The organism is Ramlibacter sp. GS1-15 (genome assembly GCF_057785015.1).
In genome coordinates this window covers 2,330,481-2,350,766 of the sequence record NZ_JBYNTU010000001.1, presented here as the reverse complement: position 1 = coordinate 2,350,766, position 20,286 = coordinate 2,330,481, and the positions used below count along the sequence as shown (strand labels likewise).

The 20,286-nt window shown below is 67.3% G+C and carries 22 protein-coding genes and 2 tRNA genes; 15 read left to right on the top strand and 9 right to left on the bottom strand.

Annotated elements, in window-relative coordinates; genetic code table 11:
• The first annotated feature begins 47 nt into the window (after nucleotides 1-47).
• Genes uvrC through AC3EF3_RS11815 form a run of 3 tightly spaced genes read left to right on the top strand, consistent with a single transcriptional unit; the run spans nucleotide 48 to nucleotide 3,442 of the window.
• The gene (uvrC, locus tag AC3EF3_RS11825; protein WP_488532345.1) at nucleotides 48-1,967 is read left to right on the top strand and encodes an excinuclease ABC subunit UvrC; all 1,920 of its coding nucleotides are present in this window, start codon (nucleotides 48-50) and stop codon (nucleotides 1,965-1,967) included.
• Nucleotides 1,968-1,986: 19 nt separating this feature from the next.
• Nucleotides 1,987-2,556, top strand: a complete 570-nt coding sequence (gene pgsA, locus AC3EF3_RS11820; protein WP_488532344.1) for a CDP-diacylglycerol--glycerol-3-phosphate 3-phosphatidyltransferase — start codon at nucleotides 1,987-1,989, stop codon at nucleotides 2,554-2,556.
• A gap of 7 nt (nucleotides 2,557-2,563) precedes the next feature.
• A complete protein-coding gene (locus AC3EF3_RS11815) occupies nucleotides 2,564-3,442 on the top strand; it encodes a DMT family transporter (RefSeq protein WP_488532343.1) in 879 nt (292 codons plus the stop codon).
• On the opposite strand, the gene AC3EF3_RS11810 is transcribed toward AC3EF3_RS11815, so the two are convergent.
• Nucleotides 3,399-4,373, bottom strand: a complete 975-nt coding sequence (locus tag AC3EF3_RS11810; RefSeq protein ID WP_488532342.1) for a LysR family transcriptional regulator — start codon at nucleotides 4,371-4,373, stop codon at nucleotides 3,399-3,401. The genes AC3EF3_RS11815 and AC3EF3_RS11810 overlap by 44 nt on opposite strands.
• Nucleotides 4,374-4,439: 66 nt before the next feature.
• On the opposite strand from AC3EF3_RS11810, the gene AC3EF3_RS11805 reads away from it, so the two are divergent.
• From AC3EF3_RS11805 to AC3EF3_RS11785, 5 genes are all read left to right on the top strand, one after another.
• Nucleotides 4,440-5,321: an alpha/beta fold hydrolase gene (locus AC3EF3_RS11805; protein ID WP_488532341.1), complete on the top strand. Its 882-nt coding sequence runs from the start codon at nucleotides 4,440-4,442 to the stop codon at nucleotides 5,319-5,321.
• Nucleotide 5,322: 1 nt separating this feature from the next.
• Nucleotides 5,323-6,408: a tartrate dehydrogenase gene (locus AC3EF3_RS11800; protein ID WP_488532340.1), complete on the top strand. Its 1,086-nt coding sequence runs from the start codon at nucleotides 5,323-5,325 to the stop codon at nucleotides 6,406-6,408.
• Nucleotides 6,409-6,640: 232 nt separating this feature from the next.
• Entirely contained in the window at nucleotides 6,641-6,913 is a 273-nt protein-coding gene (locus AC3EF3_RS11795; RefSeq protein WP_048438803.1) for an HU family DNA-binding protein, read from the top strand.
• 16 nt (nucleotides 6,914-6,929) lie between these two features.
• Nucleotides 6,930-7,005, top strand: a tRNA-Val gene (locus tag AC3EF3_RS11790).
• Between the two features lie 59 nt (nucleotides 7,006-7,064).
• Nucleotides 7,065-8,981 (top strand): SurA N-terminal domain-containing protein, encoded by a 1,917-nt coding sequence (locus AC3EF3_RS11785; RefSeq protein ID WP_488532339.1) that lies wholly within the window; start codon nucleotides 7,065-7,067, stop codon nucleotides 8,979-8,981.
• 12 nt (nucleotides 8,982-8,993) lie between these two features.
• On the opposite strand, the gene AC3EF3_RS11780 is transcribed toward AC3EF3_RS11785, so the two are convergent.
• From AC3EF3_RS11780 to AC3EF3_RS11770, 3 genes are all read right to left on the bottom strand, one after another.
• Nucleotides 8,994-9,227 (bottom strand): DUF2630 family protein, encoded by a 234-nt coding sequence (locus AC3EF3_RS11780; protein ID WP_488532338.1) that lies wholly within the window; start codon nucleotides 9,225-9,227, stop codon nucleotides 8,994-8,996.
• A gap of 78 nt (nucleotides 9,228-9,305) precedes the next feature.
• Nucleotides 9,306-9,381, bottom strand: a tRNA-His gene (locus tag AC3EF3_RS11775).
• A gap of 39 nt (nucleotides 9,382-9,420) precedes the next feature.
• Entirely contained in the window at nucleotides 9,421-10,395 is a 975-nt protein-coding gene (locus tag AC3EF3_RS11770; RefSeq protein WP_488532337.1) for an NADPH:quinone oxidoreductase family protein, read from the bottom strand.
• A gap of 111 nt (nucleotides 10,396-10,506) precedes the next feature.
• On the opposite strand from AC3EF3_RS11770, the gene surE reads away from it, so the two are divergent.
• Genes surE through AC3EF3_RS11745 form a run of 5 tightly spaced genes read left to right on the top strand, consistent with a single transcriptional unit; the run spans nucleotide 10,507 to nucleotide 14,725 of the window.
• Complete coding sequence (surE, locus tag AC3EF3_RS11765) at nucleotides 10,507-11,253, top strand: 5'/3'-nucleotidase SurE (protein WP_488532336.1); 747 nt, start codon at nucleotides 10,507-10,509, stop codon at nucleotides 11,251-11,253.
• The gene (locus tag AC3EF3_RS11760; RefSeq protein WP_488532335.1) at nucleotides 11,250-12,014 is read left to right on the top strand and encodes a protein-L-isoaspartate(D-aspartate) O-methyltransferase; all 765 of its coding nucleotides are present in this window, start codon (nucleotides 11,250-11,252) and stop codon (nucleotides 12,012-12,014) included. The genes surE and AC3EF3_RS11760 overlap by 4 nt, the downstream gene beginning before the upstream one ends.
• A 34-nt stretch (nucleotides 12,015-12,048) precedes the next feature.
• Nucleotides 12,049-12,918, top strand: coding sequence for a peptidoglycan DD-metalloendopeptidase family protein (locus AC3EF3_RS11755; RefSeq protein WP_488533780.1), 870 nt, complete (start codon nucleotides 12,049-12,051; stop codon nucleotides 12,916-12,918).
• A gap of 3 nt (nucleotides 12,919-12,921) precedes the next feature.
• Nucleotides 12,922-13,920, top strand: a complete 999-nt coding sequence (gene rpoS / locus AC3EF3_RS11750; RefSeq protein WP_488532334.1) for an RNA polymerase sigma factor RpoS — start codon at nucleotides 12,922-12,924, stop codon at nucleotides 13,918-13,920.
• A gap of 19 nt (nucleotides 13,921-13,939) precedes the next feature.
• Nucleotides 13,940-14,725 (top strand): 3'-5' exonuclease, encoded by a 786-nt coding sequence (locus tag AC3EF3_RS11745; RefSeq protein WP_488532333.1) that lies wholly within the window; start codon nucleotides 13,940-13,942, stop codon nucleotides 14,723-14,725.
• On the opposite strand, the gene AC3EF3_RS11740 is transcribed toward AC3EF3_RS11745, so the two are convergent.
• Both AC3EF3_RS11740 and AC3EF3_RS11735 read right to left on the bottom strand, forming a co-directional pair.
• Nucleotides 14,722-15,435 (bottom strand): slipin family protein, encoded by a 714-nt coding sequence (locus AC3EF3_RS11740; RefSeq protein WP_488533779.1) that lies wholly within the window; start codon nucleotides 15,433-15,435, stop codon nucleotides 14,722-14,724. The two genes, AC3EF3_RS11745 and AC3EF3_RS11740, sit on opposite strands and share 4 nt — an antisense overlap.
• Before the next feature lie 41 nt (nucleotides 15,436-15,476).
• Nucleotides 15,477-16,838: an NfeD family protein gene (locus AC3EF3_RS11735; RefSeq protein ID WP_488532332.1), complete on the bottom strand. Its 1,362-nt coding sequence runs from the start codon at nucleotides 16,836-16,838 to the stop codon at nucleotides 15,477-15,479.
• A 57-nt stretch (nucleotides 16,839-16,895) separates the two neighbouring features.
• Here AC3EF3_RS11735 and rlmD point away from each other — a divergent pair, with 57 nt between their 5' ends.
• Entirely contained in the window at nucleotides 16,896-18,296 is a 1,401-nt protein-coding gene (gene rlmD / locus AC3EF3_RS11730; protein WP_488532331.1) for a 23S rRNA (uracil(1939)-C(5))-methyltransferase RlmD, read from the top strand.
• On the opposite strand, the gene AC3EF3_RS11725 is transcribed toward rlmD, so the two are convergent.
• Complete coding sequence (locus AC3EF3_RS11725) at nucleotides 18,293-18,985, bottom strand: Bax inhibitor-1 family protein (protein WP_488532330.1); 693 nt, start codon at nucleotides 18,983-18,985, stop codon at nucleotides 18,293-18,295. The genes rlmD and AC3EF3_RS11725 overlap by 4 nt on opposite strands.
• Nucleotides 18,986-19,063: 78 nt before the next feature.
• Between AC3EF3_RS11725 and AC3EF3_RS11720 the strand changes: the two genes are divergently transcribed.
• Nucleotides 19,064-19,471: a GlcG/HbpS family heme-binding protein gene (locus tag AC3EF3_RS11720; protein ID WP_488532329.1), complete on the top strand. Its 408-nt coding sequence runs from the start codon at nucleotides 19,064-19,066 to the stop codon at nucleotides 19,469-19,471.
• Here the strand turns inward: AC3EF3_RS11720 and AC3EF3_RS11715 are convergent.
• Both AC3EF3_RS11715 and bfr read right to left on the bottom strand, forming a co-directional pair.
• Complete coding sequence (locus AC3EF3_RS11715) at nucleotides 19,468-19,689, bottom strand: (2Fe-2S)-binding protein (RefSeq protein ID WP_488532328.1); 222 nt, start codon at nucleotides 19,687-19,689, stop codon at nucleotides 19,468-19,470. The genes AC3EF3_RS11720 and AC3EF3_RS11715 overlap by 4 nt on opposite strands.
• 69 nt (nucleotides 19,690-19,758) lie before the next feature.
• The gene (bfr, locus tag AC3EF3_RS11710; protein WP_488532327.1) at nucleotides 19,759-20,241 is read right to left on the bottom strand and encodes a bacterioferritin; all 483 of its coding nucleotides are present in this window, start codon (nucleotides 20,239-20,241) and stop codon (nucleotides 19,759-19,761) included.
• Nucleotides 20,242-20,286 lie beyond the last annotated feature (45 nt).

Sequence of the window (20,286 nt, the reverse complement as noted above, 5' to 3'; positions counted from 1 at the left end):
CCGCAATGATTTGCGCTTCGCTTCAAATCATTGTCCACAATACGGCCATGTCCGAGAGCCATTCCGAGGAACTGCTGGCGCAGGTGACGGCGTTGCCGCACCTGCCGGGCGTGTACCGCTATTTCGACGCGCAGGAGAACGTGCTGTACGTCGGGAAGGCGCGCGACCTGAAAAAGCGCGTCTCCAGCTACTTCCAGAAGAACCATGGCGGCACGCGCATCGGCCACATGATCGGCAAGATCGCGCGGCTGGAGACGACGGTGGTGCGTTCGGAAGCGGAAGCGCTGCTGCTCGAGAACAACCTCATCAAGACGCTCAACCCGCGCTACAACATCCTCTTTCGCGACGACAAGAGCTACCCGTACCTGAAGCTCGAATCGCACGAGTACCCGCGCGTCGCCTACTACCGCGGCGCGGTGGACCGCAAGCACCGCTACTTCGGCCCGTACCCGAACGCCTGGGCGGTGAAGGAATCGATCCAGCTGCTGCAGAAGGTGTTCCGCCTGCGCACCTGCGAGGACACGGTGTTCGCCAACCGCACGCGGCCCTGCCTGCTGTACCAGATCAAGCGCTGCTCCGGGCCTTGCGTGGGCCTGGTCGCGCCGGGGGACTACCGCAAGGACGTGGAGAACGCCGAGGCCTTCCTGCGCGGCGATACGCAGGCGGTGCTCGCCGAGCTCGAGAAGCGGATGATGGAACACGCGGAGAAGCTCGAATTCGAGCAGGCCGCGGAACTGCGCAACCAGATGAGCGCGCTCTCGCGCGTGCTGCACCAGCAGTCGGTGGAGACGATCTCGGACAAGGACGTCGACATCCTGGCCGTGCGCGTGGAGGGCGGGCGCGCCTGCGTGAACCTGGCGATGGTGCGCGGCGGGCGCCACCTGGGCGACCGGCCGTACTTCCCGACGCACATCGAGGACGCGAGCGCGGTGCAGGAGTTCGACGAGGCCATTGGGGAAGTCGAACGCATGCCGGTGGAAGCGCAGGTGCTCGAAGCGTTCATCGCGCAGCACTACATCGGAGTGCCGGTGCCCTCGACGCTGATCACGAGCCACCAGGTGACCCGCGAACTGATCGCGGCGTTGTCGGAGCAGACCGGCATCCGGATCAATGCGGTGCACGCGCCGCGCGAGCAGCGGCGCCTGTGGCTGGAGATGGCCGAGAAGAACGCCGAGATCCAGCTCACGCGCCTGCTGGCCGAGGAAGGCTCGCAGCAGGCCCGCACGCGTGCGCTGGTGGAGGCACTGGACCTGGCGCCGGACAACCTCGACACCTTCCGCATCGAGTGCTTCGACATCTCGCACACCGCGGGCGAAGCGACGCAGGCCTCCTGCGTGGTCTATCACCACCACAAGATGCAGAACTCGGAGTACCGCCGCTACAACATCGACGGCATCACGCCGGGCGACGATTACGCGGCGATGCGCCAGGTGCTGATGCGCCGCTACGCCAAGCTGGCCGAGGCGGGCCGCGACCCGCCGGAGGCGACCCCGAAATCGGCCGGGGGCAGCGCGCAACGTTTGCCGGACCTGGTGCTGGTGGACGGCGGCAAGGGGCAGGTGAGCATGGCGCGCGAGGTGTTCGCCGAGCTGGGGCTGGACCTCTCGGTGATCGTCGGGGTCGAGAAGGGCGAGGGCCGCAAGGTCGGCCTGGAGGAACTCGTGTTCGCCGACGGCCGGGACAAGGTCTACCTGGGGCGCGAGTCGGCGGCACTGATGCTGGTCGCCCAGATCCGCGACGAGGCGCACCGCTTCGCCATCACGGGCATGCGCGCACGGCGAGCCAAGGTGCGCGTGGGCGGCAGCCGGCTCGAGGAAATCCCGGGCATAGGCGCCAAGAAGCGCGCGCGCCTGTTGCAACGCTTCGGGGGCGTGCGCGGCGTCGCGGCAGCCGGCGTCGACGACATCGCCAGCGTCGATGGCATCTCGCGCGAACTGGCCGAAGAAATCTACCGGGCCCTGCACTAGCCGCCCCTAGAATCGGGGCATGTTCTTCACCATCCCCACGATCCTGACCTGGACGCGCATCGTCGCGATCCCGCTGATCGTGGGGGTGTTCTACCTGCCGATCGCGCCAACGACGCAGAACATGACGGCGACGGTGATGTTCGTCGTGTTCGCGCTCACGGACTGGCTGGACGGCTATCTCGCGCGGCGGCTCAATCAGACCTCGTCGTTCGGCGCGTTCCTCGACCCGGTGGCCGACAAGTTCCTCGTCTGCGCGTCACTGCTGGTGCTGGTGCACCTGAAGCGCGCCGACGTGTTCGTGGCGCTGATCATCATCGGCCGGGAGATCGCGATCTCCGCCTTGCGCGAGTGGATGGCGCACATCGGCGCCTCCAAGAGCGTGGCCGTGCACATGATCGGCAAGGTGAAGACGACGGTGCAGATGATCGCGATCCCGTTCCTGCTCTTCGACGGCCAGCTCTTCGATGTGATCGACACGCTGTTCTGGGGGACGCTGCTGATCTGGGTGGCGGCCATCCTCACGGTCTGGTCGATGGTCTACTACCTGCAGAAGGCGCTGCCGGAAATCCGCAGCCGCGTGAAGCACTAGCCGCCCGATGTCCACCGATTCGCGCCGGGACCGCCTGGTCGCGGCGATGCCCGCCGTGTTCGTGCTGATCTGGAGCACCGGCTTCATCGTCGCGCGCTACGGCATGCCGCATTCGCCGCCGTTCAAGTTCCTGGTGCTGCGTTACCTGTTCTCGGTGCTTTGTTTCGGCGTGTGGGCTTTCGCCGCGCGTGCGGCCTGGCCGCGCGACCGCTCGCAGGTCCTTCACCTGTCGGTCACCGGCGCGTTGATGCACGCGGGTTATCTCGGCGGCGTCTGGGCGGCGGTCAAGGACGGCATGGGCGCGGGCCTCGCGGCACTGCTCGTCGGCCTGCAACCGGTGCTGACGGCGGTATGGGTATCGGCGCGCGGCGGCGAGGTGCGTGGGCGGCAATGGGCCGGTCTCGTCCTGGGGTTGGCGGGCCTCGTGCTCGTGGTCTGGCAGAAGCTCGGGCTGGGGGAAGTGCACGCGCTCAACCTGCTGTTCGCTTTCGGTGCGCTGGTCAGTATCACGGCGGGCACGCTGTACCAGAAGCGCTTCGTGCAGCCCTGCGATGTGCGCACGGCCAACCTGGTGCAGCTCACCGCCGCACTGGTCATCACGCTGCCGATCGCGCTCGCGGAAAGCGAAACCATGCACTGGAACGGCCAGCTGGCAGGCGCGATGGCGTGGTCCGTGCTGGCGCTCACGCTCGGCGGCAGTTCGTTGCTGTACCTGCTGATCCAGCGCGGCGCCGCGACGGCGGTGACGAGCCTGCTCTACCTCGTGCCGCCCTGTACCGCCTTGATGGCCTGGGTGCTGTTCGGTGAGCCCATCACCGCGCTCACCGTCGCAGGCATGGCGCTCACGGCCGTCGGCGTGGCGCTGGTCGTGCGCTCGCGCGCTTGAGGCGCCAGGGTTCGTCGCGGAACCGCTCGGCGAGGAAGTCGACCAGCAGCCGGATGCGCCTCGGCACCTGCGCCTGGTGCGGCGCGAGCCAGTGGATGTCGGCATCGAGCATCGAGTACGACGGCAGCACGCGCTGCAGTTGCCCGGTCGCGAGCAGCGGCGCGATGTCCCACAGGCTGCGCAGCATGATGCCGCGTCCGGCCAGGCACCACTCGCGCACCAGCTCGCCCGAGTTGCTCGAGAGCGCCCCGTGCACGCGCACCCGCGACTCGGTGCGGTCGCGGTCCCTTTGCAGTCGCCACAGGTCGTAGCGCTCGTCGTGTTCGCGCACCACCAGGCATTCGTGCTGGGCAAGGTCCTCGGGTCGTGCGGGTGCGCCGTGGCGCTCCAGGTACGCGGGAGACGCGGCGAGCACACGCTGGTTGCGCGCGAGCCGACGGCCGGTCCAGGCCGAAGCCCGCTGGCCATGCACCGACCATAACCACACGGCGCCGTCGAATCCCTCGATCGCGAGGTCGGGCAGGCGTTCGGTGAGTTGCAGGTCGACCTGCACCTGCGGATGGAGCGCCTGGAAGTCCGCGAGAGCGGGTCCCACCCACTGGCGCCCGAACCCGAAGGTGGCGGCGATCCGGATCGTGCCGGCGGGCTGTCCGTGCCGCTCGCGCAGGTCGAGCTCCATCTGCGTGAACTGGCGCAACAGCTCCAGCGCGCGCTCGCACAGCGCCTCGCCTTCGGGGGTCGGTGCCACACGCCGCGTCGTGCGATGGAAGAGCTTCAGGCCGAGGCGTGTTTCGAGCGCGGCCAGGCGTTTCGTGATCACGGACGGCACGACGTCCGCCGCCATGGCCGCGGCGGCGAGCGTGCCGTGCCGCCGGATGGCCAGCAGCAGTTCGAGGTCGGAGCGGTCGAGCAGGGCGGTGGATTCTTGCATCAGCGGAAAGAATCGGTTGCCCGATTATTGCTTGTCCGCCGGGGAGGCGGGGGACAGAATGCGCCCATGCTGGAAGGCTTCGAGACATTGGCGGTCGAGCGCGCCGGGGTGCACCTGAATGTGCGCCGCGCGGGGGCGGGCGAGCCCCTGTTGCTGATGCACGGCCATCCCCAGACGCATGCGATGTGGCACCGCGTTGCTCCGCAGCTTGCGCGGCACTTCACGGTGGTGCTGATGGACCTGCGCGGCTACGGCGACTCGGCCCGACCCGCGCCCGGCGAAGGGAGCGGCCATTACAGCAAGCGCGAGATGGCGCTCGACGCCCTCGCGGTCATGCGCGCCTGCGGCTTCGAGCGCTTCGACGTGCTGGCGCACGACCGAGGTGCGCGCGTAGCACATCGCCTGGCCGTGGACCATCCCGCGGCGGTCGGCCAGCTGATGCTGCTGGACATCGCGCCGACGCTCGCGATGTACCAGCGCACGAGCGAGGCGTTCGCGCGCGCGTACTGGCACTGGTTCTTCCTGATCCAGCCGCCGCCGCTGCCGGAGGCGCTGATCGAATCCGATCCCGTGCGCTACGTACGCAGCGTGATGGGCAAGCGCCATGCCGGGTTGGCTGCGTTCGCGCCCGATGCGCTCGCCGAATACGAACGCTGCGCGAGCATTCCCGGCACTGCGCAGGCGATCTGCGCCGATTACCGTGCCAGCGCCGGCATCGACCTCGCGCACGACCGTGAAGACGTCGCCGCCGGACGGCAGCTCACCCAGCCGCTTCGCGTGTTATGGGGTGCCCATGGCGTGGTGGGGCAGTGTTTCGACGTGCTGGCGCTATGGCGCGAGCGCGCCACCCAGGTCACCGGTGCAGCCTTGCCGTGCGGCCACTACATCGCCGAGGAAGCGCCGCAGGCGCTGCTCGAACAAGCCATCCCATTCCTGAAGGAGCAATGAAATGAGCAAGAAGCGCATCGCAGTCATCGCCGGCGACGGCATCGGCAAGGAAGTCATGCCCGAAGGCGTGCGCGTCGTGGATGCCGCCGCGCGCAAGTTCGGCATCGACATCGCCTTCGACCATTTCGACTTCGGCAGCTGGGACTACTGCGAAAAGCACGGCAAGTACATGCCCGACGACTGGAAGGACCGCGTCGGCGGCCACGACGCGATCTTCTTCGGCGCGGTCGGCTGGCCCGAGAAGATCGCGGACCACGTCTCGCTGTGGCAATCGCTCATCCTGTTCCGGCGCGAGTTCGACCAGTACGTCAACCTGCGACCCGCGCGCCTGATGCCCGGCATCACCTGCCCGGTGGTGCGCAAGGATGGCAGCCGGCGCGAGCCCGGCGAGATCGACATGTACATCGTGCGCGAGAACACCGAAGGCGAGTACTCGGCCGTCGGCGGCCGCATGTTCCCGGGCACGGAGCGCGAGTTCGTGGTGCAGGAGAGCGTCTTCTCGCGAACGGGCGTCGACCGTGTGCTCAAGTTCGCCTTCGAGCTGGCCCAGAGCCGGCCGAAGAAGCACCTCACCAGCGCGACCAAGTCCAACGGCATCGCGATCACCATGCCGTACTGGGACGAGCGGGTCGAGGCGATGGCGAAGTCGTATCCCGGCGTGAAGACGGACAAGTTCCACATCGACATCCTCACGGCGCACTTCGTGCAGCGGCCCGACTTCTTCGACGTGGTGGTGGCCAGCAACCTGTTCGGCGACATCCTGTCGGACCTGGGGCCCGCATGCACCGGGACGATCGGCATCGCGCCCAGCGCGAACCTCAATCCGGATCGCAAGTTCCCGTCGCTGTTCGAGCCGGTGCACGGCTCGGCGCCCGACATCTACGGCAGGAACATCGCGAACCCGATCGGGCAGATCTGGTGCGGGGCGATGATGCTGGAGTTCCTGGGCCACAAGGATGCGCACGATGCGATCCTGCGCGCGATCGAGAAGGTGCTGGATCCCGCCAGTGGTGCACCGCGCACGCCGGACATCGGTGGCAAGGCGAGCACCACGGACCTGGGGCGCGCGATCGCTGCGGCCCTGTAAGGCTTCGCGGCCCCATTTCGCGACGAGAAATTTGCGCACTGCCGCACGGCTTCGGAACAACATTGCGCGCCGAGTTTGCGTCTAGAATCCGCCTCCTTGTGCACTGAAACGCACCCATCGTATTGACACGCGCTATGGCGCTGGCTCTAATCGGCCGGGTGCGCTTTCCAAGGCGCAGTGCAGAACGACGAAGAGACGCATCCTTCAACAATTTCTCTCCACGAGGGGCCCCGTGAACAAGACCGAACTGATCGAGCACATCGCCAAGCATGCCGACATTTCCAAGGCCGCGGCCACGCGCGCACTGGAATCGATGATCGGCGCCGTGAAGACCACGCTCAAGAAGGGCGGGTCGGTGTCGCTGGTCGGGTTCGGCACCTTCGCCGTGGGCAAGCGCGCCGCGCGCAGCGGCCGCAATCCCCGCACCGGCGCTGCGATTAAAATCAAGGCCGCCAAGGTGCCCAAGTTCCGTCCCGGCAAGGCGCTGAAAGACGCGCTGAACTGAAAGGTGAAGCCATGAGGGGTGCTTAGCTCAGCTGGTAGAGCGGCGCCCTTACAAGGCGTAGGTCGGCGGTTCGATCCCGTCAGCACCCACCAAGAGCGAAGAAGGCGAACGGCAGTTCGCCTTTTGTTCATTCGCGACAACCCGAGAAGACATGTTCGATTTCGTCCGTACCCACAACAAGGTCATGCAGGTCCTCCTGTTCCTGCTGATCTTCCCTTCGTTCGTGCTCGTGGGCATCCAGGGCTACAACCGGTTTCGCGAGAAGGGCGATGCGGTCGCGAAGGTCGACGGCCACGAGATCCTGCAAGGCGACTGGGATGCCGCGCACCGCCAGGAGACGGAGCGGCTGCGCGCGCGGGTTCCGAACATCGACCCGAAGCTGCTCGATTCGCCGCAGGCGAAGTACGCGACGCTCGAGCGCCTGGTGCGCGACCGCGTGATCGCGGCGGCGGGCGACAAGGCCAAGCTCACGGCGAGCGACGCGGCGGTGGCCCGCGAACTGCAGCAGAACCAGGTGATCCAGTCGCTGCGCGGGCCGGACGGCAAACTCGACATGGCGAAGTACCGCCAGCTCGTGGGCGCGCAAGGCATGAGCCCCGAGATGTTCGAGGAAAGCGTGCGCAGCGACCTCACGGCGCGCCAGGTGCTGCAGGGCGTGATGGCCACGAGTTTCGCCACGCCGGCGCAGGCCGCGCCGTCGCTCAACGCCTTCTTCGAAAAGCGCGAGGTCCAGGTCGCGCGCTTCGATCCGAAGGACTACGCCGCGCGCGTGAACCCGACCGATGCGGACCTGGAAGCGTTCTACAAGTCGCACCCCGAGCAGTTCCAGGCCCCCGAGCAGGCCACGGTCGAATACCTGGTGCTGGACCTCGACGCCGTGAAGAAGGGCATCGCCGTCAACGAGGCCGACCTCAAGACCTATTACGAGCAGAACATCGCGAAGTACGCCGTGCCCGAGCAGCGGCGTGCGAGCCACATCCTGGTGGCGGCCGCCGCGGGTGCGCCGCAGGCCGAGAAGGACAAGGCCAAGGTGAAGGCGCAGGAGCTGCTGGCGCAGGTGCGCAAGAACCCCGAGAGCTTCGCCGAAGTCGCGAAGAAGAATTCGCAGGACCCCGGCTCCGCGCCCAACGGGGGCGACCTCGACTGGCAGACCCGCGGCGCCTTCGTGAAGCCCGTGGAGGACACGATCTTTTCGCTGAAGAAGGGCGAGATCAGCAACGTGGCGGAGAGCGAATTCGGCTTCCACATCATCAAGCTGAACGACGTGCGCGAAGGCAAGCAGAAGACCTTCCAGGACGTGCGGCCCGAACTCGAGGCCCAGTTGCAGCAGCAGCAGGCCCAGCGCAAGTTCGCCGAAGTCGCCGAGACCTTCAGCAACACCGTTTATGAGCAATCGGACAGCCTCAAGCCCGCGGCCGACAAGCTGAAGCTGCAGGTGCAGACCGCGGCGAACGTGCAGCGCACGCCGCCCAAGGGTGTCACCGGTGCGCTCGCGAACCCGAAGTTCCTGTCCGCGCTGTTCTCGCCCGACAGTATCGAGAAGAAGCGCAACACCGAAGCCGTGGAAGTCGCGCCGAGCACGCTCGTCTCCGGGCGCATCGCCCAGTACGTGCCGGCGCACACGCTGCCGCTCGCCGAGGTGAAGGACAAGGTGCGTGAGCGCGTCGTCGCCGTGCGGGCCGCCGAACTCGCGAAGAAGGACGGCATCGAGAAGCTCGCGGCATGGAAGGCCAACCCCGCGAGCGCGCAGCTGCCTGCGGCGGTGCTCGTGTCGCGCCAGCAGACGCAGCAGCAGCCGGCCCCGGTGGTCGAATCGGCCCTGCGTGCGGATCCCGCCACGCTGCCGTCGTTCAACGGCGTGGACCTCGGCGAGCAGGGCTACGCGATCGTCAAGGTGGCCAAGGTGGTCCCGCGCGATCCGCCCACGCCGGAGCAGGCCAAGCAGGAGCTCGATCAGTACAACCGCTGGTGGGCGTCGGCCGAAGGGCTCGCCTACTACAACGTGCTCAAGACACGCTTCAAGGCGCAGATCCTGGTCGCCAAGCCGCAGGACACGGCGGCCAAATAAGCGATCGGGCGTTCAGCCCGTGTAGCGCTCGACGGTGCCGACGTCGCGCACCTGCGCGGAGTCGGCATCGTTGCCGAATTCGCGCTTCGCGCGGCGCTGCCGCAGCAGGTCCCAGCACTGGTCGAGCTGTTCGCCCACATGCTTCAGGCGCTCGGCCTTTTCCTCGGCCGACTGCGGGCCTGCGAGCAGCTCGTGTTCTTCCTGGACGAGCCTGGAGATATGCTGGAGAACGTTTTCGTCCTGCATGGGGCACCTCGATCGACTGACGGGAGGGCCAGCCTACATCAAATCGCAGGCGGCAGGTACTGGGAGGGGAGAGGGGGGTGGGGTGGCTGATGGGACTCGAACCCACGACGACAGGAATCACAATCCTGGACTCTACCAACTGAGCTACAGCCACCGTAGAAGGCAGCAATTATAGCTGCGCGGCGCTTCGCGTTCAGTTCACCATGACCAGTTTGCCTTTGACGGCACGCGATCCCATGTGCGCGTAAGCCGCCTTGAGCTCGGCCATCGGCATGGTGCGGTCGATCACGGGCTTGATCTTGCCTTCGCCGTACCAGCGCGCGAGTTCGGCGAGCATCGCCTGGTTGGCCTTGGGCTCGCGCCGGGCGAAGTCGCCCCAGAAGACGCCGACGATCGAAGCGCCCTTGAGCAGCGGCAGGTTGAGCGGCAGCGACGGGATCGGCCCGGAGGCGAAGCCGATCACCAGGTAGCGGCCGCGCCAGGCGATCGAGCGGAACGCGGGCTCGGCAAAGTCCCCGCCCACGGGGTCGTAGATCACGTCGGGACCCTTGCCATCGGTGGCGGCCTTGATCGCGTCGCGCAGGTTCTCGCGGCTGTAGTTGATCGTGGCATGGGCGCCTTCCGCCTTGCACAGCTCGCACTTCTCGTCGGTCGATGCCGCCGCGATCACGCGTGCGCCCGCGAGCTTCGCGATCTGGATGGCCGCCGTGCCCACGCCGCCCGCGGCGCCGAGCACCAGCACGGTTTCGCCCGCCTTCAACTGCCCGCGATCGAGCAGGGCATGGTGCGACGTGGCGTAGGTCATGATGAACGCCGCGGCATCGACGTGCGGGAAGTTCGGCGGCAGCGGCACGCATTGCGCCGCCTGCGCGATCACGTGCGTGGCGAAGCCGCCGGTGCCCGAGAGGCAGGCGACGCTCTGGCCGACCTTGAGTTGCGTCACGCCCTCGCCCACCGCCGCGACGATGCCGGCGTATTCCGAGCCCGGCACGAAGGGCGGCTGCGGCTTGAACTGGTACTTGTTCTGGACGATCAGCAGGTCCGGGAAGTTCAGGCTCGCGGCCCTGATCTCGATGAGCACTTCGCCGGCCTGGGGCTGCGGCGTCGGCAGTTCCTTCCATTGCAGCGCGTCGACGCCGGTGGGGTTCTCGCAAAGCCAGGCATGCATGGGCGAAGTCTCCGATACGCAAAAGGTCCGGCGGGATGATAGGCGCGTTGCGCCGATCGCGCGTGTCCCTGTCGCGACGCGACCCTACAATTTGGTGCTCACCCTTCACTCATGAAAATCCTCCTTTCGAACGACGATGGCTTCCAGGCGCCCGGGCTGGTCGCCCTGTACGACGCCATCCGGGACCTGGGCGAGGTGGAAGTGGTCGCGCCCGAACACAACAACAGCGCGAAGTCGAACGCGCTCACGTTGTACGCGCCGCTGTCGGTGCGCCAGGCGAACAACGGCTTTCGCTACGTGAACGGCACGCCTGCCGATTGCGTGCACGTCGCGCTCACGGGCCTGCTCGGCTACCGGCCCGACCTCGTCGTCAGCGGCATCAACAATGGCGCCAACATGGGCGACGACACGATCTATTCCGGCACCGTGGGTGCGGCGATGGAAGGCTACCTGTTCGGCATCCCCGCCATCGCGTTCTCGCAGACGCAGAAGGGCTGGGCGCACATCGAATCGGCGGCGCGCAAGGCACGCGACCTGGTCGCGCAAGTCCTGCCGCAGGTGTCGCGTGATCGGCCGTGGCTGTTGAACGTGAACATCCCGAACCTGCCGTACGAGGAGCTCGGCGCTTTCACGGCGTGCCGCCTCGGCCGACGCCACGCGGCGGAGAAGGTGATCGCGCAGCAGAGCCCGCATGGCGAGACGCTGTACTGGATCGGCGGCGCCGGGCCGGCGAAGGACGGCGGCGAAGGCACGGATTTCCATGCGACCGCGCACGGCGAGGTGTCCGTCACGCCGCTGCAGGTCGACCTCACTGACCACGATTCGCTGGGCGCGTGGTCGCAGCTGCTGCAGCGATGACGCGTCGGCCCCAGTTTCCCGCGCGGCTGGACGCGAAAGCCGCGCCCGCCGCGAAGCCTGCCGTACCGACGCCGGCCCGCTCGCTCGCCACCCCGAACGGTGTCGGCCTCGATTCCCAGGCCGTGCGGCGCCGGATGGTCGAGAAGCTCGCGGCGCAAGGTATCAGCGATTCGATGGTGATCGAGGCGATGGGCGCCGTCGAGCGGCACCGCTTCGTCGACACGGCGCTGGTCAACCAGGCCTACGAAGACACGAGCCTGCCGATCGGCCTGGGGCAGACGATCAGCAAGCCGAGCGTCGTCGCGCGCATGACGCAATTGCTGCTCGGGGGCCGGCGCGAGGCGTCGGGCAAGCTGGGACGCGTGCTGGAGATCGGCACGGGCTGCGGCTACCAGGCCGCGGTGCTCGCTCGCGTGGCTGCCCAGGTGTACAGCATCGAGCGCCTGCGCGGCCTGCATGAGAAGGCGCGCGACAACCTGCGGCACTTCCGCCTGCCCAACGTGCACCTGCTGTTCGGCGACGGGATGGTGGGCTACGCCAAGGGCGCGCCCTATGCGGGAATCATCGCCGCGGCCGGCGGTGACGCGGTGCCCGACGCATGGGTGCACCAGCTCGCGATCGGTGGCCGCATCGTCGCGCCGATGACGACGCACTCAGGACAGCAGGCGCTCGTCGTGCTCGAAAAGCGCAGCGCAAGTCAACTGCAACAAACTGTGCTTGAGGCAGTCCACTTCGTACCCCTAAAATCGGGCATCGGTTGAGAACATACGAGAAGGAATCAAGGAGATGATCGAGATGGGCGGATGGCGTTCCACTGCGGCTGCGGTGACAGTCGCATGCGTGCTCGCTGCATGCGCATCGAAGGTCAATCTCCGTACGCCCGCACCGGTCGAAGACCGCAGCAGCGGCAGGACCTCGGCGCCCGTCGCCGTCGAGCCCGCGAAGGGTCCCGGCGCGGAGAACGCGAACAAGCCCGGTTACTACACCGTGCGGCCTGGCGATACGTTGATCCGCATCGCGCTGGATGCGGGGCAGAACTGGCGAGACATCGCGCGCTGGAACAGCCTGGACAACCCCAACGTGCTCGAGGTCGGACAAGTGGTGCGCGTGACGCCGCCTGTGGCCACGGCCAGTGCCAATGCCCCGGCCAGCGCGGCCGCGAGCGTTCCCGCCGCGTCCGGCGCACGCGTGTCCACGGCACCGGCATCGCCGGCATCCGCCACCGCGTCGTCGACGATGGTCGCAACGGTTCCGCCCGTGACGCCGCCGGCCAGTGCGCCGGCGGGCGAAGACGAGATCGCCTGGAACTGGCCGATCGCCGGCGCCGGCCTGGTGCTCGCAGGTTTCGACGAGCAACGCAACAAGGGGCTGGACATCGGCGGCAAGGCCGGCGACCCGGTGCTCGCTGCCGCCGATGGCCGCGTCGTCTATGCGGGCGCCGGCCTGCGCGGCTACGGCAACCTGATCATCCTCAAGCACAACAACACATACCTCTCCGCATACGCGCACAACCAGGCCTTGCTGGTGAAGGAGGACCAGGCGGTGCGCAAGGGCCAGAAGATCGCGGAGATGGGGGCCAGCGACGCCGACCGGGTGAAGCTGCACTTCGAGATCCGCCGGCAAGGCAAGCCCGTCGATCCCGCACGCTATCTGCCCATGAGGTGATGCATGGCCAGGCGCAACGGAAACGGGCGTAACGCTGTTCCGGGCGCGAGAGAAGACGCGGGTGGTGCGCTGCCTGTCGCGCTGATCGATGGCGCGGTCCCCGAGCCGAACCCGCGCGACGTCCCGGCCGAGATCGCCGGCGAATCGAGCGACACGCTGACGCTGTACCTGCGCGATGTACGGCGCACCGAGCTGTTCACGGCCGAACAGGAATACGAGACCGCGATGCGCGCGCGCGCGGGTGACTTCGCCGCGCGCCAGTCGATGATCGAGCACAACCTGCGCCTGGTCGTGAGCATCGCCAAGGGCTATCTCGGGCGCGGCGTGCCGCTGTCGGACCTGATCGAGGAGGGCAATCTCGGCCTCATGCACGCGATCGAGAAGTTCGAGCCGGAGCGGGGCTTCCGTTTCTCCACGTATGCGACCTGGTGGATCCGCCAGGCCGTCGAGCGCGCGGTGATGAACCAGGGACGCGTCATCCGCCTGCCCGTGCACGTCGTGCGCGAATTGCAGCAGGTGCTGCGTGCCCGCCGCACGCTGGAGAACGATCCCGCGTTCGCGCAGCGCAAGGGCTTCGAAGGCGAAGGCGTGCGGGTCGAGGATGTCGCCGCGCTGCTGGGTCGCGAGGTGCAGGACGTTTCCGAACTGCTCGCGATGGCCGAGGTCCCGAAGTCGCTCGACGCCTCCACGGACCGCAACGAGGAAGACCACACGCTCAGCGACACGATCGCCGACGAACTGGCGGTCGATCCCACGGGTGTGACTCAGAACCATGAGGTCGAGCGCCTGCTGGAAAACTGGATCGAGGCGCTGTCCAACCGCGAACGCGAAGTGCTGGAAGGCCGCTTCGGCCTGCACGACCGCGAACCCGAGACGCTCGAGGTCCTGAGCGATCGCCTGGGCCTCACGCGCGAACGCGTGCGCCAGATCCAGAACGAGGCCCTGCTGAAGCTGCGGCGTCACATGGTGCGCAACGGCATCTCGAAAGAGGCGCTGTTCTAGCTGCTAAAGTCGGGTCACCATGGCGTGGCCCGTTCTCGTCTTCGACATCGAATCGATTCCCGACATCACGGGACTGCGCCTGCTGCGCTCGGATCCGGCGGACGCCACCGACCAGTGGGTCTACAACGCCTGGTGCGAGGAGCGCGCGGGCGAGGGCAAGACCGATTTCATGCCGCTGCACCTGCAGCGCGTGCTCGTGATCAGCTGCGTCTTCCGCAATGCCGAGGGCCTGCGCGTGCATTCCTTCGTCGATCGCGACAACGCGAGCGAAGGCAAGATCATCCAGACCTTCTTCAATGCCGTCGAAAAGCACGTGCCGCAACTCGTGAGCTGGAACGGCGGCGGCTTCGACCTGCCGGTGCTGCACTATCGCGCGCTGCGCCACGGCGTGGTCGCGAACAAGTACTGGGACATGGGCGAGGACGACCGTGACTTCAAGTTCAACAACTACATCGGCCGCTACCACAACCGGCACCTGGACCTGATGGACCTGCTGGGCATGTACCAGCCGAAGAACAACGCCCCGCTGGACGCGATGGCCAAGCTGTGCGGCTTTCCCGGCAAGCTGGGCATGGACGGCTCGAAGGTGTACGAGGCGTTCCTCCAGGGCCAGCTCGAGGACATCCGCCGCTACTGCGAGACGGACGTGATGAACACCTACCTGCTGTACTGCCGCTTCCAGAAGATGCGCGGCGGCTTCACCGAAGCCGAGTACGAGCAGGAGATCGCGTACGTCAAGGGCGCGCTCGGCGGGCTGGCACCGGCCGAAGCGCATTGGCAGGAATACCTCGCCGCCTGGGCCTAGTGTCTTTTGAGGGCCTCCAGCAGCGGCCCGAGCACATCCATCGGCAGCGGGAAGATGATGGTGGAGTTCTTGTCCGCGGCGATCACCGTGAGAGTTTCGAGATAACGCAGCTGCAGCGCCTGCGGCTGGTGCGAGAGGATCTCGGCGGCTTCGGCGAGCTTGGTGGAGGCCTGCAGCTCGCCCTCGGCGTGGATCACCTTCGCGCGCCGCTCGCGCTCGGCCTCCGCCTGCCTGGCGATCGCGCGGATCATGTTCTCGTTCAGGTCCACGTGCTTGATCTCGACGTTGGTCACCTTGATGCCCCATTCCTCGGTCTGGCTGTCGAGGATCTTCTGGATGTCCAGGTTGAGCCGCTCCCGCTCGGAGAGCATCTCGTCGAGTTCGTGCTTGCCCAGCACGGCGCGCAAGGTGGTCTGCGCGAGCTGGCTGGTGGCCTCGAGGAAGTTGAAGACGCGGATGATCGCGCGCTCAGGATCGACCACGCGGAAATACAGCACGGCGTTGACCTTCACGGCGACGTTGTCGCGCGAGATCACGTCCTGGCTGGGAATGTCGATCACCAGCACGCGCAGGTCGACGCGCACCATCTGCTGGATGCCCGGGATCAGCAGCACCAGTCCCGGTCCCTTCACCCGCCAGAAGCGGCCGAGCTGGAACACCACCCCGCGTTCGTATTCGCGCAGGATCCGGATGGTGGCCGCGGCGAGCATCGCCAGCAGTACCAGGATGACGATGAGGCCCGCGGAATAGATCATGGCTTCGCTCCTTTGTCCGGTTGCACGTGCAAGGTGAGGCCGTCCTGCGCAGTGACCATCACGCGCTGGCTGGGTGCCAGTGTCTCGGCCGCCCGGATGCGCCAGCGTTCGCCGCCGATCTCGGCCCAGCCTGTGCCGTCTTCGAATTCGATGACTTCGCCGACAGCGCCGATAAGCATCGCCGCGCCGCTGACCAGGGGCTGTCGACGCGTCCGGGCCGCCATCGTCGCGATGCCGATGGTGGCGGCGGCCGAGATCACGGCGATGGCGGCGACCATCGCGGGCGCCACCTGGAAGCCCGGCGCCTCGGTGTCCACCAGGAGCAGGGCGCCGAAGGCGAATGCCGCGACCCCCCCGGCGCCCAGCGCGCCGTGGCTGGGCAGGAAAGCCTCGGCCACGAAAAAGCTGATCCCGAGCAGGACCAGCGCCAGCCCGGCGTAGTTGATGGGCAGCATCTGCAGGCCCCACAAGGCAAGCAGCAGGCTCACACCGCCCACCACGCCCGGGAGCACGAAGCCGGGGTTCATGAACTCGAACAGCAGGCCATACACGCCCAGCATCAGCAGCATGAGCGCCAGGCTGGGGTCGCTCACGACGGCCAGCAGCCGGCCGCGCCAGTCGGGCGTCACGATCACGACCGGTGCATGGGCCGTGGCCAGTCGGACCGTCGTGCCCTCGGCCAATGGGACCGTGCGGCCGTCGAGCTGCCGCAAGAGGTCGGGCACGTCGGCGGCGATCAGGTCGACCACCTTGCGCGCCAGGGCGTCGCGCGCGGGCAGGCTGACGGACTCGCGCACCGCCTGTTCACCCCACGCGGGGTCGCGGCCACGCAGCTGCGCCAGCCCGCGCATGAAGGCGGCCGCATCGTTGATCCGCTTCGCGCCCATCGCGTCCTCGTGGGGACCGCTGGCCGCACCGCTCGCGCGCGGTGCGGGCGGTTCGGCGCCCGGTGTGGGCATGCCCACCGCCACCGGCGTCGCCGCGCCCAGATTGGTGGCGGGTGCCATCGCCGCGACGTGTGAGGCATACAGGATGTACGTGCCGGCGCTGGCGGCACGCGCGCCCTGCGGGCCGACATAGGCGGCAACGGGCACCGGCGACGAAAGAATCGCCTTGATGATGTCGCGCATGGCGCGGTCCAGGCCGCCGGGGGTGTCCATGCGCAGCACGACGAGTTGCGCTTTGGCCGCAGCGGCGCGCTGCAGCGCCCGCTGCACGTGCTCCGCCGTCGCGGGCCCGATCGCGCCATCGATGTCCACCAGGTACACAGCAGCCGTTTCCGCAGCCAAGACAGGTCCCATTGCCGCCAGGGCGGCAACTGCGAGCAGGCGCGCCAGCCAGTGGAACAGGTTGCTCATGCGCGAAGCCTACTCCCGCCCGCGGGCGCCGTGTTGGGCCCTGAGACAATCAGGGGCATGACGGAAGAAAGTGGCAAACCGGCGCTGCCCGAAGGCTGGCTGGCGGTCGACGCGCTCGATATCGAGGCGCAAGGGGTTGCGCGGCGACCCGACGGAAAGGTGGTGTTCATCGACGGCGCGCTGCCGTTCGAGCTCGTGTCCGCGACCATCCATCGCAAGAAGAACAACTGGGAGCAGGGGACGCTGACGCAGATCCATCGCGAATCGTCCCAGCGCGTGCGCGGGCGCTGCCCGCATTTCGGCCTGCACGAGGGTGCCTGCGGCGGCTGCAAGATGCAGCACCTGCACCCGGGGGCGCAGGTAGCGATCAAGCAGCGCGTGCTCGAGGATAACCTCTGGCATTTGGGCAAGGTGAAACCCGAGACGGTGCTGCGTCCCATCGAAGGCCCGGCCTGGGGCTACCGCTGGCGCGCACGATTCTCGGTGCGGCACGTGCGCAAGAAGGGCGCTGTGCTGGTCGGCTTCCACGAGCGCAAGAGCCGCTACGTGGCCGACATCCGCGAATGCCACGTCGTGCCCAGGCACGTGAGCGACCTGCTGCTGCCGCTGCGCGAGCTGATCGCCGGCATGGACGCGATCGAGACCGTGCCGCAGATCGAGCTCGCGTGCGGCGACGAGGTCACCGCGCTGGTGCTGCGGCACCTGGAGCCGCTCAGCGATGGCGATATCGCGAAGCTGCGGGCGTTCGCCGCCGAACACCCCGGCGTGCAATGGTGGCTCCAGCCCAAAGGGCCGGATTCGATCCGGCTGCTCGACGGGGGCGGTGCGGAACTGGCCTATTCATTGCCGGAATTCGGGATCCGCATGCCGTTCCGGCCGACGGACTTCACGCAGGTCAACCCGCACATCAACCGCGTGCTGGTCGCGCGGGCGCTGCGACTGCTCGATGTGCAGGGCGATGAACGCGTGATCGACTGGTTCTGCGGCCTGGGCAACTTCACCTTGCCGCTGGCCACGCAGGCGCGCGAGGTGCTGGGCATCGAGGGCAGCGACGCGCTGGTGCAGCGCGCGCGGGAGAACTGCGCGCGCAACCGGCTGTCCGGCCGCGCCGAGTTCGCCGCGCGCAACCTGTTCGAGATGACGCCCGAACAGCTCGTGGCGGATGGCCCGGCCGATCGCTGGCTGGTCGACCCGCCGCGCGAAGGTGCCTTCGCACTGGCGAAGGCATTGGCGGACCTTCACCAGCAGGCGCATGAAAAAGGAGGCTTCCAGACGCAAAAAGGCGGCTGGAAGCCGCCTTCGAGAATCGTCTATGTGAGCTGCAACCCGGCGACGCTCGCGCGGGATGCCGGGCTATTGGTGCACCAGGCCGGCTATCGCTGCACGGCGGCGGGCGTGGTCAACATGTTCCCGCACACCGCGCACGTGGAGTCGATCGCCGTCTTCGAGCTTGCTTAGTCCCGTTCCCCGCCGAACACGCCCAGCAGCGCGAGCAGGCTCTGGAACACGTTGAAGGCGTCGAGGTACAGCGCCAGCGTGGCGGTGATGTAGTTGGTCTCGCCGCCGTCCACGATCTGCTTCAGGTCGTACAGCATGTACGCGCTGAAGATGCCGATCGCCAGGACGCTGATCGTCACCATGCCGGCCATGGACGGCAGGAACACGGCGATGATGCTGCCGATCATCAGCAGCAGCGCGCCGACGAACAGGAACTTGCCCATTCCCGACAGGTCGCGCTTGATGAACGTGGACAGGCTCGCCATCACGAAGAACACGGCGGCCGTGCCACCGAACGCCGTCATGATCAGGCTGGAGCCGTTCTTGAACCCGAGGATCACCGCGATCAGGCGCGAGAGCATCAGGCCCATGAAGAAGGTGAACGCCAGCAACACCGGAACGCCGGCCGCGGAATTCTTGGTGCGCTCGATGGCGAACATGAAGCCGAAGGCGCCGCCCAGGAAGACGATCAGCCCCAGGCCGTTGCCCATGGCAGCCGTGATGCCCGTGGCCACACCCACCCAGGCGCCCAGCACCGTGGGGATCATGCTCAGGGCGAGCAGCCAGTACGTGTTGCGCAACACCCGGTTGCGCTGCTGCGCGACTGAACCGGCGTAGCCGTAGTCGAGGGTCTGGATCGGTTCGTTCATGTCCATCACTCCTTTGCCGATGGGCTTTAGATGCGCCCATTCTAGGTTGGTTCAAGGGCGGGCTATGCTCGCCGTGTCATGAAGAACAAACCCCTGCTCGAACTGGCCGACGTGAAGGCCGTCGCCGCCGCGGCCGAAGCCGAGGCATCGAAGAATTCCTGGGCGGTGACGATCGCCATCGTCGACGATGGCGGCCACCTGCTGTGGTTGCAGCGCCTCGATGGCGCGCCACCGATCTCGGCGCAGATCGCGCCTGCGAAGGCGAACACAGCCGCATTGGGCCGCCGCGAGAGCAAGGTCTACGAGGACTTGATCAATGGCGGTCGCGTGTCGTTCCTGTCCGCGCCGCACCTCCAGGGCATGCTGGAAGGCGGGGTGACCATCGTCAAGGACGGGCAGGTGCTCGGTGCGGTGGGCGTGAGCGGGGTGAAATCCAGCGAGGATGCGCAGGTCGCCCGCGCGGGGATCGCGGCGCTGGGGCTTTAGGCGCCTTGGGCGGCGCAGCCGCCCTCGATCTGCTTGGTCAGCGCGGCCACCGGCTGGGCCGAGCAGCACTGCGCGACGATGTCACGCGCGCAGCCTTCGCACTGACCGCATTGCGTGGCCACACCCAGCTCGAACTGGATGTCGTCGAAATCCATCCCGGCACGGGCGTGGCGGGCGATTTCGCGGTCGGAGACGCGGCGGCAGACGCAAACGATCATGATGGCAGCGATTATAAATACGAATCGCTCGCATTATCAAAGCCCCTGCCGAGGCCGGGTTGATCGCCGTCAGCTGGAAGGCTGGTCGCCCATCGCCGACTGGAGGTAGTTCGCCAGGCCCACCTTGGCCAGCAGGTCGAGCTGGGTCTCCAGCCAGTCGATGTGCTCCTCCGTGTCCTCGAGGATGCCCGAGAGGATCTCCCGCGACACGTAGTCGCGCACCTGCTCGCAATGCGCCATGCCGTCCTTGATGGTGGCCTGGGCGCCGCGTTCGCTGCGCAGGTCGCATTCGAGGATCTCGGGCACGTTCTCGCCGACGAGCAACTTGCCGAGGTCCTGCAGGTTCGGCAGGCCGTCCAGCATCAGGATGCGCTCCATCAGCCTGTCGGCGTGCTTCATCTCGCCGATCGACTCCTCGTACTCCTTCTTCGCGAGCCGCTCGAACCCCCAGTGCTTCAGGATGCGGTAATGCAGGAAGTACTGGTTGGTGGCCGTGAGCTCGTTGCGCAGTTGCGCCTGCAGGTGCTGGATGACGAGAGGATCGCCTTGCATGGGAAAGGTCCCGGGGGTTGTTGTTGTTCCCCGGGATTCTCGCGC

Bases quoted from the DNA above. Each gene is read 5' to 3' on its own strand.
- uvrC (WP_488532345.1), top strand. From the start codon at position 48: ATGTCCGAGAGCCATTCCGAGGAACTGCTGGCGCAGGTGACGGCGTTG.
- pgsA (WP_488532344.1), top strand. From the start codon at position 1,987: ATGTTCTTCACCATCCCCACGATCCTGACCTGGACGCGCATCGTCGCG.
- AC3EF3_RS11815 (WP_488532343.1), top strand. From the start codon at position 2,564: ATGTCCACCGATTCGCGCCGGGACCGCCTGGTCGCGGCGATGCCCGCC.
- AC3EF3_RS11810 (WP_488532342.1), bottom strand. From the start codon at position 4,373: ATGCAAGAATCCACCGCCCTGCTCGACCGCTCCGACCTCGAACTGCTG.
- AC3EF3_RS11805 (WP_488532341.1), top strand. From the start codon at position 4,440: ATGCTGGAAGGCTTCGAGACATTGGCGGTCGAGCGCGCCGGGGTGCAC.
- AC3EF3_RS11800 (WP_488532340.1), top strand. From the start codon at position 5,323: ATGAGCAAGAAGCGCATCGCAGTCATCGCCGGCGACGGCATCGGCAAG.
- AC3EF3_RS11785 (WP_488532339.1), top strand. From the start codon at position 7,065: ATGTTCGATTTCGTCCGTACCCACAACAAGGTCATGCAGGTCCTCCTG.
- AC3EF3_RS11780 (WP_488532338.1), bottom strand. From the start codon at position 9,227: ATGCAGGACGAAAACGTTCTCCAGCATATCTCCAGGCTCGTCCAGGAA.
- AC3EF3_RS11770 (WP_488532337.1), bottom strand. From the start codon at position 10,395: ATGCATGCCTGGCTTTGCGAGAACCCCACCGGCGTCGACGCGCTGCAA.
- surE (WP_488532336.1), top strand. From the start codon at position 10,507: ATGAAAATCCTCCTTTCGAACGACGATGGCTTCCAGGCGCCCGGGCTG.
- AC3EF3_RS11760 (WP_488532335.1), top strand. From the start codon at position 11,250: ATGACGCGTCGGCCCCAGTTTCCCGCGCGGCTGGACGCGAAAGCCGCG.
- AC3EF3_RS11755 (WP_488533780.1), top strand. From the start codon at position 12,049: ATGGGCGGATGGCGTTCCACTGCGGCTGCGGTGACAGTCGCATGCGTG.
- rpoS (WP_488532334.1), top strand. From the start codon at position 12,922: ATGGCCAGGCGCAACGGAAACGGGCGTAACGCTGTTCCGGGCGCGAGA.
- AC3EF3_RS11745 (WP_488532333.1), top strand. From the start codon at position 13,940: ATGGCGTGGCCCGTTCTCGTCTTCGACATCGAATCGATTCCCGACATC.
- AC3EF3_RS11740 (WP_488533779.1), bottom strand. From the start codon at position 15,435: ATGCTCGCCGCGGCCACCATCCGGATCCTGCGCGAATACGAACGCGGG.
- AC3EF3_RS11735 (WP_488532332.1), bottom strand. From the start codon at position 16,838: ATGAGCAACCTGTTCCACTGGCTGGCGCGCCTGCTCGCAGTTGCCGCC.
- rlmD (WP_488532331.1), top strand. From the start codon at position 16,896: ATGACGGAAGAAAGTGGCAAACCGGCGCTGCCCGAAGGCTGGCTGGCG.
- AC3EF3_RS11725 (WP_488532330.1), bottom strand. From the start codon at position 18,985: ATGAACGAACCGATCCAGACCCTCGACTACGGCTACGCCGGTTCAGTC.
- AC3EF3_RS11720 (WP_488532329.1), top strand. From the start codon at position 19,064: ATGAAGAACAAACCCCTGCTCGAACTGGCCGACGTGAAGGCCGTCGCC.
- AC3EF3_RS11715 (WP_488532328.1), bottom strand. From the start codon at position 19,689: ATGATCGTTTGCGTCTGCCGCCGCGTCTCCGACCGCGAAATCGCCCGC.
- bfr (WP_488532327.1), bottom strand. From the start codon at position 20,241: ATGCAAGGCGATCCTCTCGTCATCCAGCACCTGCAGGCGCAACTGCGC.